This window comes from Leclercia sp. 29361 (genome assembly GCF_011290365.1).
Classification (GTDB): Bacteria; Pseudomonadota; Gammaproteobacteria; order Enterobacterales; family Enterobacteriaceae; genus Enterobacter; species Enterobacter tamurae.
This window is the reverse complement of record NZ_CP049786.1, coordinates 2,977,933-2,993,261: the sequence shown is the minus strand read 5'-3', so window position 1 is coordinate 2,993,261 and position 15,329 is coordinate 2,977,933. Positions and strand designations below refer to the sequence as shown.

16 protein-coding genes are annotated in these 15,329 nt (G+C 53.4%); 10 read left to right on the top strand and 6 right to left on the bottom strand.

The features are described 5' to 3' along the window. Positions 1-206: 206 nt before the first annotated feature. Together ftnA and yecR are read right to left on the bottom strand one after the other, a co-directional pair. A complete protein-coding gene (gene ftnA / locus G7090_RS14365; protein WP_106993373.1) occupies positions 207-704 on the bottom strand; it encodes a non-heme ferritin in 498 nt (165 codons plus the stop codon). A gap of 207 nt (positions 705-911) precedes the next feature. Further along, positions 912-1,247 (bottom strand): YecR family lipoprotein, encoded by a 336-nt coding sequence (gene yecR, locus G7090_RS14360; protein WP_106993372.1) that lies wholly within the window; start codon positions 1,245-1,247, stop codon positions 912-914. Positions 1,248-1,540: 293 nt separating this feature from the next. On the opposite strand from yecR, the gene G7090_RS14355 reads away from it, so the two are divergent. Continuing rightward, on the top strand, positions 1,541-2,179 hold the full coding sequence (locus G7090_RS14355; protein ID WP_032612023.1) for an RpiB/LacA/LacB family sugar-phosphate isomerase: 639 nt from the start codon (positions 1,541-1,543) through the stop codon (positions 2,177-2,179). Positions 2,180-2,221: 42 nt separating this feature from the next. Here the strand turns inward: G7090_RS14355 and G7090_RS14350 are convergent, their stop codons facing one another. Beyond that, a complete protein-coding gene (locus G7090_RS14350; protein WP_166182863.1) occupies positions 2,222-3,643 on the bottom strand; it encodes an MFS transporter in 1,422 nt (473 codons plus the stop codon). 213 nt (positions 3,644-3,856) lie between these two features. Between G7090_RS14350 and azuC the strand changes: the two genes are divergently transcribed. Both azuC and G7090_RS14340 read left to right on the top strand, forming a co-directional pair. Next, on the top strand, positions 3,857-3,940 hold the full coding sequence (gene azuC, locus G7090_RS14345) for a stress response protein AzuC (protein ID WP_098946254.1): 84 nt from the start codon (positions 3,857-3,859) through the stop codon (positions 3,938-3,940). A gap of 95 nt (positions 3,941-4,035) precedes the next feature. Then, positions 4,036-4,287 carry a DUF2766 family protein gene (locus G7090_RS14340; protein ID WP_106993370.1) on the top strand — a complete coding sequence of 84 codons (252 nt, stop codon included), beginning with the start codon at positions 4,036-4,038 and terminating at the stop codon, positions 4,285-4,287. An 80-nt stretch (positions 4,288-4,367) separates the two neighbouring features. On the opposite strand, the gene G7090_RS14335 is transcribed toward G7090_RS14340, so the two are convergent. After that, positions 4,368-5,711 carry an anaerobic C4-dicarboxylate transporter gene (locus tag G7090_RS14335; protein ID WP_106993369.1) on the bottom strand — a complete coding sequence of 448 codons (1,344 nt, stop codon included), beginning with the start codon at positions 5,709-5,711 and terminating at the stop codon, positions 4,368-4,370. Between the two features lie 167 nt (positions 5,712-5,878). Continuing rightward, complete coding sequence (locus G7090_RS14330) at positions 5,879-6,382, bottom strand: non-heme ferritin-like protein (RefSeq protein ID WP_166182862.1); 504 nt, start codon at positions 6,380-6,382, stop codon at positions 5,879-5,881. Positions 6,383-6,921: 539 nt separating this feature from the next. Between G7090_RS14330 and G7090_RS14325 the strand changes: the two genes are divergently transcribed. The 6 genes from G7090_RS14325 to otsA all read left to right on the top strand — a co-directional run bounded on the left by G7090_RS14325 (position 6,922) and on the right by otsA (position 13,742). After that, on the top strand, positions 6,922-7,479 hold the full coding sequence (locus G7090_RS14325) for a DJ-1 family glyoxalase III (RefSeq protein WP_166182861.1): 558 nt from the start codon (positions 6,922-6,924) through the stop codon (positions 7,477-7,479). A 313-nt stretch (positions 7,480-7,792) separates the two neighbouring features. Further along, positions 7,793-8,782, top strand: a complete 990-nt coding sequence (araF, locus tag G7090_RS14320; protein ID WP_106993367.1) for an arabinose ABC transporter substrate-binding protein AraF — start codon at positions 7,793-7,795, stop codon at positions 8,780-8,782. A 69-nt stretch (positions 8,783-8,851) separates the two neighbouring features. Further along, the gene (araG, locus tag G7090_RS14315) at positions 8,852-10,366 is read left to right on the top strand and encodes an L-arabinose ABC transporter ATP-binding protein AraG (protein WP_166182860.1); all 1,515 of its coding nucleotides are present in this window, start codon (positions 8,852-8,854) and stop codon (positions 10,364-10,366) included. A gap of 14 nt (positions 10,367-10,380) precedes the next feature. After that, positions 10,381-11,361 carry an arabinose ABC transporter permease AraH gene (araH, locus tag G7090_RS14310; RefSeq protein WP_106993365.1) on the top strand — a complete coding sequence of 327 codons (981 nt, stop codon included), beginning with the start codon at positions 10,381-10,383 and terminating at the stop codon, positions 11,359-11,361. A 175-nt stretch (positions 11,362-11,536) separates the two neighbouring features. After that, positions 11,537-12,343, top strand: coding sequence for a trehalose-phosphatase (gene otsB, locus G7090_RS14305; RefSeq protein WP_106993364.1), 807 nt, complete (start codon positions 11,537-11,539; stop codon positions 12,341-12,343). Then, on the top strand, positions 12,318-13,742 hold the full coding sequence (gene otsA / locus G7090_RS14300; RefSeq protein WP_166182859.1) for an alpha,alpha-trehalose-phosphate synthase: 1,425 nt from the start codon (positions 12,318-12,320) through the stop codon (positions 13,740-13,742). The genes otsB and otsA overlap by 26 nt, the downstream gene beginning before the upstream one ends. A gap of 20 nt (positions 13,743-13,762) precedes the next feature. On the opposite strand, the gene uspC is transcribed toward otsA, so the two are convergent. Further along, complete coding sequence (uspC, locus tag G7090_RS14295; RefSeq protein ID WP_166182858.1) at positions 13,763-14,191, bottom strand: universal stress protein UspC; 429 nt, start codon at positions 14,189-14,191, stop codon at positions 13,763-13,765. A 787-nt stretch (positions 14,192-14,978) separates the two neighbouring features. Between uspC and flhD the strand changes: the two genes are divergently transcribed. After that, positions 14,979-15,329, top strand: a complete 351-nt coding sequence (gene flhD, locus G7090_RS14290) for a flagellar transcriptional regulator FlhD (protein ID WP_166182857.1) — start codon at positions 14,979-14,981, stop codon at positions 15,327-15,329.

Below are 15,329 nucleotides of genomic sequence, written 5' to 3'. Positions count from 1 at the left end.
CAAAATCTGCGGCGCAGCGTAAGGGAAAAACGCAGGTTCGTCAAACCGCCGTTACAGGTGCTGTAAATGTAGCTTTACGATATTCATCGGAAGCCATCAAGAGGGGGAATTGAAAGCTATTTCTGCGCCAGCGCAAGGTGGGCAGGGGAGGAAGTAAAATATGCCGTCATTAAAAATAACGCGGCGCCAGAGGCGCCGCAGTAATATTAATTTTGAGCGTCAAGCGTCGACAGCTCTTTATCAATAAAGTACAACCCTTCACCAGATTTACCCGCCAGCGACAGTTTATCGAGAACGGATTTAAACAGCTTCTCTTCTTCGTGTTGCTCTGCCACATACCATTGCAGGAAATTAAAGGTGCCATAATCCTGGCTTATCATCGCCGCATGGACCAGGTCGTTAATTTTCTGGGTGATCAGCTGCTCGTGCTCATAGGTGGCGCGGAACAGCTCGTCCAGCGAGGCGTACTCAGCAAACGGCGACGCCACCGGGTTGATGCGCGGCAGGCTGCCAGTATCGGTAAGATAATCAAAGAGACGCTGCATGTGAGTCATCTCTTCCTGCGCGTGACGACGCATAAATGCCGCCGCGCCTTCAAAACTGTGATAGCTACACCAGGCGCTCATCTGCTGATAGAGCAGGGAGGAGTAAAGCTCCAGATTCATTTGCTCATTGAGCTTGTCGATCATTTCGGTTTTAAGCATGGTGTCGCTCCGTATTATTATTCACTGGTCAACGTGAGCGTCACTATAATTTGTTATTTATTTATTTGCAAAAAGTAAAATAAATATTTAAACGATCATAATACGAATGGGAATAAAACGCATTGCGGGTAACGTAAATAAATTAATGAGAATTATTCTGTTTCGTGTTTAATACTATTATTGCCAGCGGGATCGCTGGCAACGGAATTAATAATAGGTGACGACGACGGGCCGCGGGGTATAGCCATGACACTGATACTGAATGGTCATGGTTTCATTCAGGCACAGCGAGCCGCTGATGAGGCTACAGGTTTTGATCGGCTGCCCGTAGGCCATGGCCGTACTGTATCCCATCGCCTGGCATTCACGGGTCGCGGTACCGCTGGTGACGTAGTCGTCATAGCGGGCGTTCTGCAACATGGCCTGATCGTAATTGAGCATGACAACACCTGACGTGACGTCGACGCTGCTGACTTCTGCTTGCCGGGTAACGCCACAGCCTGCCAGTAACAGGAGCAGGCCGCCAGTGCATAATCTCTTCATAGAACACTCTGGATGCATGGAAATAACCTATACTAGCGGCTGATGTGTGCCGCAATGCCAGGATTAAACGCCTGTTCTGCCCCTTCTCTTTGCCACGAGCCCTTGCTCCTTCAATCTTAAGCCATCCGTTTATCAGGCGGCGGCAAAAACCTCTCAGGCACAAAATTGTGAGCGCATCTTTGTTTTTTGAAACTATTTTTCACTTAATTTGAAAGTGCGTTTGCTAAGTAGTAAGGTTGGACAGGTAAGCTATCCACAGCGGGACGCCCCGCATCGCATTCAGGAGACGAAGAATGAAAATTGCACTGATGATGGAAAACAGCCAGGCGCCAAAAAACGCCATCATCCTCAAGGAATTGAACGCCGTTGCTGAAGAGAAAGGTTTCCCGGTCTACAACGTTGGGATGAGCGACGAAAACGATCACCACCTGACCTACATCCACCTGGGGATCATGGCGAGCATTCTGCTGAACTCGAAAGCGGTTGATTTCGTGGTGACCGGTTGCGGTACCGGCCAGGGTGCGCTGATGTCCCTGAACATCCACCCGGGTGTGGTGTGCGGCTACTGCATCGATCCGGCTGACGCCTTTCTGTTCGCCCAGATCAACAACGGTAACGCGCTCTCTCTGCCATTTGCTAAAGGCTTCGGCTGGGGCGCAGAGCTGAACGTTCGCTTTATCTTTGAAAAAGCCTTCACCGGCCGTAATGGCGAAGGTTATCCGCCAGAGCGTAAAGAACCTCAGGTTCGCAACGCTGGCATCCTGAACCAGGTGAAAGCCGCGGTGGTTAAAGAGAACTATCTCGACACCCTGCGTGCTATCGATCCAGAGCTGGTCAAAACTGCAGTAACCGGTCAGCGTTTCCAGCAGTGCTTCTTCGAGAACTGCCAGGATAAAGAGATCGAAGCCTTTGTCCGCGGTATTATCGGCTAAGTTGCCAACGCCAGTGATAAAGCCAGCTTACGCTGGCTTTTTTTATGCCCGCTTGCTGGATACCGCACTGCCGGCATCTTTCACCAGCCGCAGGGTATCGACCATCCCCAACAGACAGACCAGCGCAATCGCCACAAACGCCAGCCGGAAGCTGATCCCCGGCAGCGCGTCCATCCCCAGCATTTCGCTACTCAGCTCCCCGAGACGGATCCCGATCGCACCGAGGGTGATCCCCAGCCCCACTGCCAGCTGAGTGGCGGTTGAGAACAGGGTGTTGGCATAGCTCATCTGCGGGGAAGGGACATCAGCAAAGGCGAGGGTGCTGATGGCAGTAAACTGAATGGAACGGAATACGCCGCCCAGATAGAGCACCAGCATAATGACCCACACCGGGGTTTGCGGGGTCAGGAATGCACAAGCCAGCAGGGCCAGTACGTTCAGCGCCCCGTTAATCAGCAGCAGCTTTTTAAACCCCAGCCCACGGATCAGCGGCGTGGTCGCCGGTTTGATGGTCAGGTTACCGACAAATACCGCCAGCACCAGCAGACCGGAGTGGAACGCATCCATGCCGAATCCCACCTGAAACAGCAGCGGCAGCAAAAACGGCACGGCGCTGATGGAGGCGCGAAACAGCGACCCGCCGTACATCGTCACGCGAAAGGTGGACACCTGCAGGGCGTCGAGGCGGATCATCGGCCATTCAGCGCGTCTGAAATGCCGCAGGGCATAGATCAACGTCACTACTCCGATGGCCAGCAGTGCAAGGGTGATCGCCGTATTCACGTCGTGCGCCCCCATCATCTCCATGGCGCAAACCAGGCTAACCATTGCCACCGAAGTAGCGATAAAGCCCGGGGTGTCGAACGGACGGCGCGTCTCCTCACAGATATCCGGGATAATGCGCAGCGCCAGCGCGATGGCAATCAGCCCCAGCGGGACGTTAATAAAGAAGATCCAGCGCCAGTTGGCATAGCTGGTGATAAACCCGCCCAGCGGCGGGCCGATAATCGGCGCCACCAGCGCGGGCCAGGTCAGGGTGGCGATGGCGGTAATCAACAGATGTTTCGGGGTGGTGCGCAGCACTGCCAGCCGCCCGACCGGGACCATCAGCGCGCCACCCATCCCCTGCAGGACGCGCATGGCAACGAACTGATCGACGCTGGTGGCGAGGCCGCACAGCACTGAGGCGAGGGTAAAGATGGCCAGCGCGAGGGTGAAGACTTTGCGCGCGCCAAACCGGTCGGCAATCCAGCCGCTGGCCGGGATCAGCACCGCCAGGGTGATAAGATAGGCGCTGATGCCGATGTTGAGATCCACCGCCTGTACGCCAAAGCTTTTCGCCATATCGGGTAGGGCGGTGGCGATCACCGTCCCGTCGAGAAACTCCATAAAGAATGCGCCAGCCACCAACAGCGCAGCGGGAGAGACCCCGCTGGCCGCGTTGCCGGAGATTTTTTCGCTCATTTTTCCTCTGCCACTTAAACTTTTTTTTTAAAAATTTACAGGAACATGCAGGGTGCTAATTGCCTGATTTGTATTAATTTTTAACAGGAACGCTGTTTTATTTTAAATAAACTGCCGTGATGAATATCACAAAATGATTGATTTTTGTGATGGCGGTCATATTATAGGCGCATCAACGATAACACCTGCATAACAATTAGCCGGAGCAAAACAATGAAATTGCGCAAAATCCTGAAAAGCATGTTCGAATCCTATTGCAAGACCTTCAAGGACGTACCGCCAGGCGCGATGTTCTGATAAAAAAACCTGCTTCGGCAGGTTTTTTTGTGCCTGCAGGCCGCAACAGGCCGGGCGTTTTGCTACTATGGCGGCCTTTCAAACAGGAGAAGCCTATGTCTCAAAACCTGAGTGCCGATCAGGAACTGATCTCTGACGTTGTTGCATGCCAGCTGGTTATCAAACAAATCCTTGATGTGATTGAAATCATCGCCCCGGCTGAGGTGCGCGAGAAGATGTCCAGCCAGCTCAGAAACATCGATTTTGCCAGCAATCCTGCCTCGGCCGACCCCGTCACGCTGCGTGCGGTTCAGAAAGCCATTGCACTGATTGAACTGAAATTCACCCCGCAGGGTGAGTCTCACTAAAATAAACCGACGTTTTGAATTTACAAATGGTTTTGTGAGAAGAATGTGAACGGGCGACCCCGGGTCGCCCGGAATGCAGGTTACATAAAGGTCTGCACCAGCAGATAGCTCACCGCACAGGCGCAGCTCACCCCAATAAGGCCCGGCAGAATAAAGCTGTGGTTGATAATAAACTTGCCGATGCGCGTGGTGCCCGAGCGGTCAAAGCCTATACAGGCGAGGTCGCTGGGGTAGGTCGGCAGAACAAAATAGCCGTACGACGCCGGGAAGAAAGCAATCAGCATCTTCGGATCGATTCCCAGCATTAATCCCATCGGCGCCACCGCCGTCAGGGCTGCCGCCTGGCTGTTGACCAGCTTCGAGACCAGGAACAGCACGATGGCGTAGGTCCAGGGGTGACTTTTCACTACCCCCTCCAGGGCCATCTTCAGTTCATCCAGATGCGCCTGGAAAAAGGTGTCGCTCATCCATGCTACGCCAAAGACCGAGAAAATCGCCACCATCCCGGCCTTGAAGACCGCACCGTTTGAGATGGACGCGGCATTCACTTTGCACACCATCAGCATCACCGCCCCGGCAATCAACATCATCATCTGGATCACCAGGTTCATCGACAGGGCCGTCATTTTGCCTTTCACCTCGAAGGCTGGACGCAGCTCGGGGAGGGCACCCAGCAGCACCACGACGGCAATCCCGGCGAAGAAGATCCAGGTGGACCAGTAGGCCTGCTTCGGGAAACGTTGATCCATTAAGGTGTCGGTACTGCCGTAGATGAACTTGCGCTGCTCAGGATCCTGCAGCCGGGCCTGAAACTCCTCGTCATCGGCCAGATCCTTGCCGCGTCGCAGACTCCAGAGGGCGGCAATCGCTACTCCCGCCAGCGAGGCCGGGACCGAAATGGCGAGGATCTGCAGAATGCCAAACGCCTGACCCACGCCGTGCTGTGCGGCAAGAATCGATACCAGCGAGACGACGGCAACCGACACCGGAGAAGCGGTAATCGCCATCTGCGAGGCAATAGACGCCACCGCCATCGGCCGTTCCGGGCGGATGCCTTTTTTCAGCGCGATATCGGCGATGATCGGGAACATGGTATAGACCACATGGCCGGTGCCGCACAGGAAGGTCAGCATCCAGGTGGTAAAGGGGGCGAGCAGGGTGATGTGTTGCGGATGTCGCCGCAGCAGCCTTTCGGCAAACTGCATCATCACGTTCAGTCCCCCGGCGGTTTGCAGCGTGGCGGCACAGCCGATAACGGCCAGGATCGTCAGCATCACGTCTACCGGAGGCTTACCGGGCTGAAGCCCAAAGACAAAGCTGAGAATAAAAAGGCCAATGCCGCTGATCAGCCCCAGTCCCATACCACCGAACCGGGTGCCGACTAACAGGCACAGAATAATGACAACAAATTCAACGGTAATCATACGTTTCCCTCGTCTGTGAAAATGAAATTTTCGCAAATCATTACACGGAGTAGGGTTATTCGGTGGGAGCCAGATCGGATTTGTTAAAGATTAATAAAAGCAAAGGGTTGGTGGTTCTGAAACAAAATTACCCGGCACAGGCCGGGTAAGTCATGTAAAGCGCAGGATCAGTGATGCTGGCAGTTGACGACGTTCAGCAGGTGACGATCGGTCTGTTCCAGCCCCATGCCGGTGCTCCGGGCCTGGCGAACTTCATCGAGGACGGTCTTCAGTAACACCCCATCCAGCTGTTGCTCTTTTTCAATATCATGCAGGAAGTTGAGCGTAGAGATATCTTCCATTTTTCGCGCTTCATCCGTTAATTGATTCAGCGTCAGGCAGCGTTGCTCATACTCCTCCAGCGTGCGCTGGAAAACCGCTTCCAGGCAGCTACAGTCTTCATCACTCATATCCACCGGTTTCAGAACCGGCATCGCGCCAGAGGCTTTCAGAAAATCGAAAACGCGCATCATCTGGGTGACGTTGCTCTGCGCCTGAGTGCGCAGGAAGGTCGCGGAACCGGTAAATTGATGTTCTGAACACCACTCGCTGAGGTGCAAAGAGAGGTTTGACGCGTGAAACTCCAGGTTCATCTGCGTATTGAGCTTGTTGATCATATCCGAGGCAGCCATATCCATTCCCTTTTCTTCGTAATGTAACCTAAAAAATAATCATCATTAACGATAGTTCACTTCAGAATAAAAGCATTCTGTTTTCCCTGTATGTGATCCCTTATTCACTTCAGTCATCGGGTAAAAATAATAATAACAGCGGATGGTTTATAAGAAAATCCTTATAAATATATTCTTACTAAACCTTACCTCCCATCAGCAATTAAAAATTGCGAAGAGATCAGAGCGACCTGTCTGGAAAGTAAAAATAGTTAACTGTTTGTAATTTATATAAATTTATAAAAGCGATACGATCTGATCGATTGCGGCATTTAATGTTTTACCGGATAACCGTGAGACGGGTGTTTAGCACATAAATTGATAATAATTTCCGCCAGGCGGAATAGAGATAATTCTTATATTTAAACATTTTTTACACCTGGTGAAAATTGCGCCAGATCATTTTTGCGGGAAAGCGTGGGATATGTGATCCAACAGGAAGTTTGCCGTCCCGCACTCTGAGAAAATGAAACATTGTTTTAATATGAAGGAGTTTTTTTATGGCAAAGGTTGCGGTGCTGCTGGCACCCGGATTTGAAGAGGCGGAAGCGATCATTACCATCGACATTCTGCGCCGTCTCAATATTGAGGTAGAGACCCTGGCCTGCGACGGGTCGCGCGCGGTGGTGAGCTACCATAATATCCCGATGGTCGCAGACCACACCCTGAGCGACAAAATCGATACGTACTACGACGCCGTGGTTTTACCGGGCGGCCCGCAGGGCAGCGTTAACCTCGCCGCCAGCGCAGAGGTGGTGCGTTTTGTCGCTGCGCATGACGAAGCGGGCAAGATTATCGCCCCGATCTGTTCCGCCGCCGCGCGCGTGCTGGGCGGGAACGGCTTGCTCAAAGGCCGTCGCTATGTCTGCTCGGGGGATCTCTGGCAGGCGGTTCAGGACGGCGTCTATGTCGATGCCCCGGTAGTGGAAGAGGGCAACCTCATCAGCGGCAAAGGCCTGGGTCATGCCTTCGACTTCGCCCTGACCCTCGCCGCGCGCCTGTTGGGCGATGATGCCCCGGTTCGCGAGCACGCCGAACACATCTACTATCCCTGGTAAGATCGCCGGGCGCGCGTGCGCCCGTCTAACAAGGATATCCTGGCTGAACTTATGGACTAATCTGCTTTAACCCTTTCTAATTGTCTGACAAATACCTCCGCATTTATGTCATTTCTCGCTGAATGTATGTACGCAATTACTGTAATTCTGCGGTGTGATGGCGCTCTCTTATGGATGATTAATTTCCCGCTAAAACTATCTCAAGCAAATGCGCTTTTAACACCTTTGGCGCTAATGCGTTGTTTTACGTCCGATTAAAAAAAATTGAGAAGTTGTTTCCCTACAAATTAGAACGCTAAAGCTGGAGTTAACCATGCACAAATTTACTAAAGCGCTGGCGGCCATCGGTCTGGCTGCCGTTATGTCACAATCCGCTATGGCGGAGAACTTAAAGCTCGGTTTCCTGGTCAAGCAGCCGGAAGAGCCGTGGTTCCAGACGGAGTGGAAATTCGCTGATAAAGCCGGGAAAGATTTGGGCTTCGAAGTGATTAAAATTGCCGTACCGGACGGTGAAAAAACGCTGAACGCCATCGACAGCCTGGCGGCCAGCGGCGCGAAAGGGTTTGTCATCTGTACGCCGGATCCAAAACTGGGCGCCGCCATCGTGGCGAAAGCGCGCGGCTACGACATGAAGGTTATCGCGGTGGACGATCAGTTCGTCAACGCCAAAGGCGCGCCGATGGATACCGTTCCTCTGGTGATGATGGCGGCGACCAAAATCGGCGAGCGTCAGGGCCAGGAGCTGTATAAAGAGATGCAAAAACGCGGCTGGGATGTGAAAGACACCGCGGTGATGGCCATTACGGCTGACGAGCTGGATACCGCGCGCCGTCGTACCACCGGTTCGATGGATGCCCTGAAAGCGGCCGGCTTCCCGGAAAAACAGATCTACAAAGTGCCAACCAAATCTAACGACATCCCGGGTGCCTTCGATGCGGCCAACTCCATGCTGGTTCAGCACTCTGAAGTGAAACACTGGCTGGTGGTCGGGATGAACGACAATACCGTGCTCGGCGGCGTGCGCGCCACTGAAGGCCAGGGCTTCAAAGCGGCAGACGTGATCGGTATCGGCATCAACGGTGTGGATGCGGTGAGCGAACTCTCTAAAGGGCAGGCCACCGGCTTCTACGGCTCCCTGCTGCCAAGCCCGGACGTTCACGGCTACAAATCCAGCGAAATGCTCTACAACTGGGTGACCAAAGGGGCAGAGCCAGCGAAATTTACTGAAGTGACCGACGTGGTACTGATCACCCGTGACAACTTCAAAGCCGAGCTGGAGAAAAAAGGACTGGGCGGTAAGTAATTTACTGTGATTGCGCCCCCCGGCATTAACGGGGGGCCAGACGTTCACTACTCGTTCCCTGGAGATGTTATGCACCAGTCTGAACCCTATCTCTCATTTCGCGGCATCGGTAAAACCTTTCCCGGTGTCAACGCGCTGACCGACATCAGCTTTGACTGCTACCCGGGTCAGGTTCATGCCCTGATGGGGGAGAACGGCGCCGGAAAATCTACGCTGCTGAAGATCCTCAGCGGTAACTACGCCCCCACGACGGGAACCCTGGCGTTACAGGGCAAAGAGGTCGCCTTTGCGGACACCACCGCCGCGCTGAACGCCGGCGTCGCCATCATCTACCAGGAGCTGCATCTGGTCCCTGAGATGACCGTCGCAGAAAATATTTATCTCGGTCAGCTTCCCCATAAGGGCGGCTTCGTTAACCGTTCGCTGCTCAACTATGAAGCCGGGCTGCAGCTGAAACACCTCGGGCTGGATATCGATCCCCAGACCCCGCTCAAGTATCTCTCCATCGGCCAGTGGCAGATGGTGGAGATCGCCAAAGCGCTGGCGCGCAATGCCAAAGTGATTGCTTTTGATGAACCAACCAGCTCGCTCTCAGCACGCGAGATCGAAAACCTGTTCCGGGTGATCCGCGAGCTGCGTAAAGAGGGGCGCATCATTCTGTACGTGTCGCACCGTATGGAAGAGATTTTTGCCCTCAGCGATGCCATCACCGTGTTTAAGGATGGCCGTTATGTTCGTACCTTCACTGACATGCAGCAGGTCAATCACGACCAGCTGGTGCAGGCGATGGTGGGCCGCGAGCTGGGCGATATCTATCACTGGGAGTCGCGCCAGTACGGCGGCGAGCTGCTGCGTCTGCAGGAGGTGAAAGCTCCGGGGGTACGCACGCCGATCAGCCTCACCGTGCGCAGCGGTGAAATCGTCGGCCTGTTCGGGCTGGTGGGCGCAGGGCGCAGCGAGCTGATGAAAGGGCTGTTTGGCGGCACCCGCATTACTGGCGGTCAGGTGTTTATCGACGGGCAACCGGTGGATATTCAGAAACCGGCGCACGCCATTCGCGCAGGAATGATGCTCTGCCCGGAAGACCGTAAAGCTGAGGGGATCATCCCGGTGCACTCGGTGCGGGACAACATCAATATCTCGGCGCGTCGTAAGACCATTCGTGCCGGGTGTCTGATTAATGATACGTGGGAGGTCAGCAATGCCGAACACCACATTCGCTCGCTCAATATCAAAACCCCGGGCGCTGAGCAGCTGATCATGAACCTCTCCGGCGGCAACCAGCAGAAGGCCATCCTGGGCCGCTGGCTGTCGGAAGAGATGAAGGTGATCCTGCTGGATGAGCCGACCCGCGGTATCGACGTGGGGGCGAAGCACGAAATTTATAACGTGATTTACGCTCTGGCAAAACGCGGCGTGGCGGTGCTCTTCGCCTCCAGCGATCTGCCGGAAGTGCTGGGTGTGGCCGACCGTATCGTGGTAATGCGCGAAGGGGCCATTGCCGGTGAATTGCTTCATGAACAGGCGAATGAACAGCAGGCCTTAAGCCTCGCCATGCCTAAAGTCAGCCAGGCTGTCGCCTGAGTAAGGAGAATAAGATGTCCTCTGTAACTACATCCGGAGCGCCGAAATCGGCCTTCAGCTTCGGGCGCATCTGGGATCAATACGGCATGCTGGTGGTTTTTGCCGCGCTGTTCCTCGGCTGCGCCATCTTTGTGCCTAATTTCGCCACCTTCATTAATATGAAGGGGCTGGGTCTGGCGATATCCATGTCCGGGATGGTCGCCTGCGGGATGCTGTTCTGTCTGGCATCCGGCGACTTCGACCTGTCGGTGGCCTCGGTCATCGCCTGCGCCGGGGTTACTACCGCGGTAGTCATCAATATGACTGAAAGCCTGTGGATTGGCGTAGCGGCGGGGCTACTGCTCGGCATGCTCAGCGGCCTGGTCAACGGCTTCGTTATTGCCCGGCTGAAAATCAACGCCCTGATCACTACCCTCGCTACCATGCAGATCGTGCGCGGGCTGGCCTATATCATCTCTGACGGTAAAGCGGTGGGGATTGAAGACGAGCGCTTCTTCACCCTTGGCTACGCCAACTGGCTGGGTCTGCCGGCGCCTATCTGGCTGACGGTAGGGTGTCTGATTATCTTTGGTTTCCTGCTGAACAGAACCACCTTTGGCCGTAACACCCTGGCGATTGGTGGTAATGAAGAGGCGGCGCGTCTGGCCGGTGTCCCGGTGGTGCGCACCAAGATTATTATCTTCGTGCTCTCCGGTCTGGTATCGGCGGCGGCGGGGATTATTCTGGCCTCGCGTATGACCAGCGGCCAGCCGATGACCTCTATCGGTTATGAGCTGATCGTCATCTCAGCCTGCGTTTTGGGTGGCGTATCGCTCAAAGGCGGCATCGGAAAAATCTCATATGTGGTGGCGGGGATCCTGATACTCGGGACGGTGGAGAACGCCATGAACCTGTTGAACATCTCTCCGTTCTCGCAGTATGTGGTACGTGGCCTAATCCTGCTTGCAGCGGTGATCTTCGACCGTTACAAACAAAAAGCGAAGCGTACGGTTTAACCCGTTTTTTTCCCTTCCGCGACCTAACTTTTAAGTGTAGTCGCGACCTTAACCCCCTTTCCAGCCGCAGCGGGAAGGGGGTTGTCAAATGGCGAGCCTCGTCACACTGTCTATACTTACACTGCTACTGAGATGTTAACAGTTTTTCATCTCGCCAACTGTAAGGAGGATCAGGGTGGCCGATACGTTAACTTCACCGCCGTTACTAACTGAAAACTATGCGTACTTTTTTGACCTCGACGGGACTCTGGCAACAATCAAGCCCCACCCCGATGAGGTGGCAGTTCCCGTAGAAGTGTTAGAGGCGCTGAATCAGCTCGCGCAGCTGAACCAGGGGGCACTGGCATTGATATCAGGGCGTTCAATCGCCGAGCTGGATCAGCTCGCCGGACCCTACCGTTTTCCGCTTGCCGGTGTACACGGGGCGGAGCGCCGCGACATCCATGGTCATCTGCAAACCGTTTCCCTTCCTCCTGATCTGGTCCAGACGCTGCATGCGCAGTTGACGACGGCGCTTTTATATCTGCCTGGTACCGAGCTTGAGGCTAAAGGGATGGCGTTTGCGCTCCACTATCGCCAGGCGCCCCAGTATGAGCAGGAAGTGTTTAACCTGGCGGAGCAGGTGGTGCGTGACAATCCGCAGCTGTCACTGCAGCCGGGTAAATGCGTCGTTGAAATTAAACCGAGGGGCATCCACAAAGGCGAAGCCATTTCTGCCTTTATGCATGAAGCGCCTTTCCTCGGCAGAACGCCGGTGTTCTTTGGCGATGACCTGACCGATGAGCATGGCTTTGAGGTGGTCAACCAGCTTAAAGGGGTATCAGTAAAAGTCGGCGCGGGCGATACCAAAGCCAGCTGGCGGCTGGCGACGGTGCCCGATGTCTGGCAATGGGTAATAAAAGCCGCTAACCATCAACAAGAAAAAGAAATAGCGCAAATTAACAGGAGAAAACCTTATGGGTCGCTTGATCGTAGTTTCTAATCGCATCGCTCCCCCGGACGACAAAAAAGCCAGCGCAGGTGGACTGGCTGTAGGGGTGCTGGGGGCGTTAAAAAGTACGGGGGGGCTCTGGTTTGGCTGGAGTGGAGAGATTGGTAACGAGGATAAACCGCTAAAAAAGGTGACCCGAGGGAACATCACCTGGGCCTCGTTTAATCTCAGTGAACAGAATTACGATGAATATTACAGCCAGTTCTCTAACGCTGTGCTGTGGCCAGCCTTCCACTATCGCCTCGACCTGGTGAAGTTTAAGCGCGAGGCCTGGGAAGGGTATTCGCGAGTAAATAACCTGCTGGCCGATAAACTGCAGCCGTTAGTCCAGCAGGACGACACGGTGTGGGTACACGATTACCATCTGCTGCCGTTTGCCAGCGAGCTGCGTAAGCGCGGCATTAACAACCGCATCGGCTTCTTCCTGCATATCCCGTTCCCGACTCCGGAGATTTTCAACGCGCTGCCGCCCAGCGACGAGCTGCTCGAAGCGCTCTGCGATTACGATCTGCTGGGCTTCCAGACCGAAAACGACCGACTGGCCTTCCTCGACAGCGTAGCCAGCAAAACGCGGCTGACGGCCCATGACGATGATTCGCACTCCGCCTGGGGCAAGCGCTTCCGCACCGAGGTCTATCCGATTGGTATTGAGCCGGACGAGATTGCTGGTCAGGCCTCCGGACCGCTGCCGCCGAAGCTTGCGCAGCTGAAAGAAGAGCTTAAGAACGTAAAAAACATCTTCTCCGTTGAGCGTCTCGATTACTCTAAAGGGTTGCCGGAACGCTTCCAGGCTTACGAGACCCTGCTGGAGAAATATCCCGAGCACCACGGTAAGATCCGCTACACCCAAATCGCACCGACCTCGCGCGGTGAGGTGCAGGCTTATCAGGACATTCGTCATCAGCTTGAAAACGAAGCCGGGCGAATCAACGGTCGCTACGGCCAGCTGGGCTGGACCCCGCTGTTCTATCTCAACCAGCATTTTGAACGCAAGATCCTGATGAAGGTGTTCCGCTATGCCGATGTCGGGCTGGTAACACCGCTGCGTGATGGCATGAACCTGGTGGCGAAAGAGTACGTCGCCGCGCAGGACCCGGCCGATCCGGGTGTGCTGGTGCTGTCGCAGTTTGCCGGTGCGGCCAATGAGCTGACTTCGGCGCTGATCGTCAATCCTTACGATCGGGATGATGTCGCCAACGCCCTGCACCGGGCGCTGGATATGCCGCTTACGGAGCGTATTTCACGCCACGCGGAGATGATGAAAGTGATTCGTGAGAACGATATCGATCGCTGGCAGGCGCGTTTCATCGAGGACCTGAACCAGATCACCCCCCGCAGCGTGGAGAGCAACCTGCAAAAAAAGGTCGCAACCTTCCCTAAACTTGCCTGAAAATAAATTCACTCAGCGCATTACACTGCGCTGAGTGGAATTAACAGCACATCAACTTTACTGTTGCTAACGATTGTCTTTGCGCAACAGGCTGCCCGCGAAAAAAAACTGTGATTATGATTACCACAAATCACCAGGTCGACCTCCTGATTTTGACATATATCAAGTATCCTCGCGCTTAATTCGCCTGACGCACAAAGTGTCTGGGCAATGGGATATTCTGCACGCGCAATAAGTTCGTTCAGAAATTGCTGGCTTTCCTCCTGAATAACGCCACGAATATCTTCCAGCATCGGTGCGGCCAGTTGATTGTACATCTCGGGATCGGCGGAAAGCGTGACGAGGGTGATGCGGGCCTGGGTCGGTCGGGCGATGGCGACCGCTTTGGCAACCAGTTGATGGCTCTCGGGAGAAACAGAAACAGAAACAAGGATATGGGAGTAACTCATAGTACCCTCCGGACCTGGCTGTACATTAGCGATTCCTCACCTTTAGCGCGCTTTTTTTACTTACGCAAGGGGGTGAGATGACATTCATGTGATGTTTATCATAATTATTCATTAAATATTCTTATGTAATGAATAGCGCTAAACCCTGCTTAGGGGGGTAAAACGGCTAACTTAACGGAAATCATACAAATAAAACCCCCTCAAAAACAAGGGGATTAACCCCTTTGCAACATTTATCCAGCCGTAAACGTAAGAAAATACTTACGTATTGACGCTGGTTTAATTCCTTTATTATCAATATCTTAATTCACTGTTTCTATCTTAGATATGTTAGGGGGTTTAGGAGATTTGTAATTTGTCAACCCCAGGCAAGTAACGTGCCGGTTTTGTTCATACTTGTGCATGAATATTCGACCAGAAAGAATATATCTGGCGGTTATTTGTTCATTAAATAGACAATTTAGAAGTGATACTGATGGATTTTTGGTTCAAATTCACCTAAATTATGTGACGTGTATCACATTTATTTTAAATTTCAGGCGAGGCTGCATTGTATGTCCTACATCGGACGGGTAGAGTTGCACCGAATTAGGAAAAATCTTAGTTAATTGTAAGAAGTGATAACTGTCAGGAAGCAATTATTGTTTTTCTTTACGAGATTCATCAATACAGAACTTAATTCAACTAGCGTTTTAGCCTTTTCTTCTTTTTTTTACCGGGGTTTTCCCGGCGACATCACGGGGTGCGGTCTACCGCACAAGAATATAGTGTTATTCGGGAAGGGAAAATGAACACATCCGAATTGCTAAAACACATTTATGACATCAACCTGTCATATTTATTGCTTGCACAACGTTTGATTAGCCAGGACAAAGCCTCGGCGATGTTTCGCCTGGGTATTCATGAAGAGATGGCGACAACACTTGGCGGCTTAACGCTGCCACAGATGGTCAAACTGGCCGAAACTAACCAGTTAGTGTGCCAGTTCCGTTTCGATAGTCACCAGACCGTGACCCAGCTGACTCAGGAGTCCCGCGTGGACGATCTGCAGCAGGTTCACACCGGTATTTTGCTTTCTACTCGTTTGCTTAACGAAATCAGCCAGCCTGATGACGCAGCCCGTAAGAAAAGAGCGTAA

What these genes read in the sequence shown, in the direction of transcription:
- ftnA (WP_106993373.1), bottom strand. Translation starts at nt 704, where the DNA reads ATGCTTAAAACCGAAATGATCGACAAGCTCAATGAGCAAATGAATCTG.
- G7090_RS14325 (WP_166182861.1), top strand. Translation starts at nt 6,922, where the DNA reads ATGGCAAAGGTTGCGGTGCTGCTGGCACCCGGATTTGAAGAGGCGGAA.
- azuC (WP_098946254.1), top strand. Translation starts at nt 3,857, where the DNA reads ATGAAATTGCGCAAAATCCTGAAAAGCATGTTCGAATCCTATTGCAAG.
- araH (WP_106993365.1), top strand. Translation starts at nt 10,381, where the DNA reads ATGTCCTCTGTAACTACATCCGGAGCGCCGAAATCGGCCTTCAGCTTC.
- otsA (WP_166182859.1), top strand. Translation starts at nt 12,318, where the DNA reads ATGGGTCGCTTGATCGTAGTTTCTAATCGCATCGCTCCCCCGGACGAC.
- G7090_RS14340 (WP_106993370.1), top strand. Translation starts at nt 4,036, where the DNA reads ATGTCTCAAAACCTGAGTGCCGATCAGGAACTGATCTCTGACGTTGTT.
- G7090_RS14330 (WP_166182862.1), bottom strand. Translation starts at nt 6,382, where the DNA reads ATGGCTGCCTCGGATATGATCAACAAGCTCAATACGCAGATGAACCTG.
- G7090_RS14335 (WP_106993369.1), bottom strand. Translation starts at nt 5,711, where the DNA reads ATGATTACCGTTGAATTTGTTGTCATTATTCTGTGCCTGTTAGTCGGC.
- G7090_RS14350 (WP_166182863.1), bottom strand. Translation starts at nt 3,643, where the DNA reads ATGAGCGAAAAAATCTCCGGCAACGCGGCCAGCGGGGTCTCTCCCGCT.
- yecR (WP_106993372.1), bottom strand. Translation starts at nt 1,247, where the DNA reads ATGAAGAGATTATGCACTGGCGGCCTGCTCCTGTTACTGGCAGGCTGT.
- G7090_RS14355 (WP_032612023.1), top strand. Translation starts at nt 1,541, where the DNA reads ATGAAAATTGCACTGATGATGGAAAACAGCCAGGCGCCAAAAAACGCC.
- uspC (WP_166182858.1), bottom strand. Translation starts at nt 14,191, where the DNA reads ATGAGTTACTCCCATATCCTTGTTTCTGTTTCTGTTTCTCCCGAGAGC.
- araF (WP_106993367.1), top strand. Translation starts at nt 7,793, where the DNA reads ATGCACAAATTTACTAAAGCGCTGGCGGCCATCGGTCTGGCTGCCGTT.
- flhD (WP_166182857.1), top strand. Translation starts at nt 14,979, where the DNA reads ATGAACACATCCGAATTGCTAAAACACATTTATGACATCAACCTGTCA.
- araG (WP_166182860.1), top strand. Translation starts at nt 8,852, where the DNA reads ATGCACCAGTCTGAACCCTATCTCTCATTTCGCGGCATCGGTAAAACC.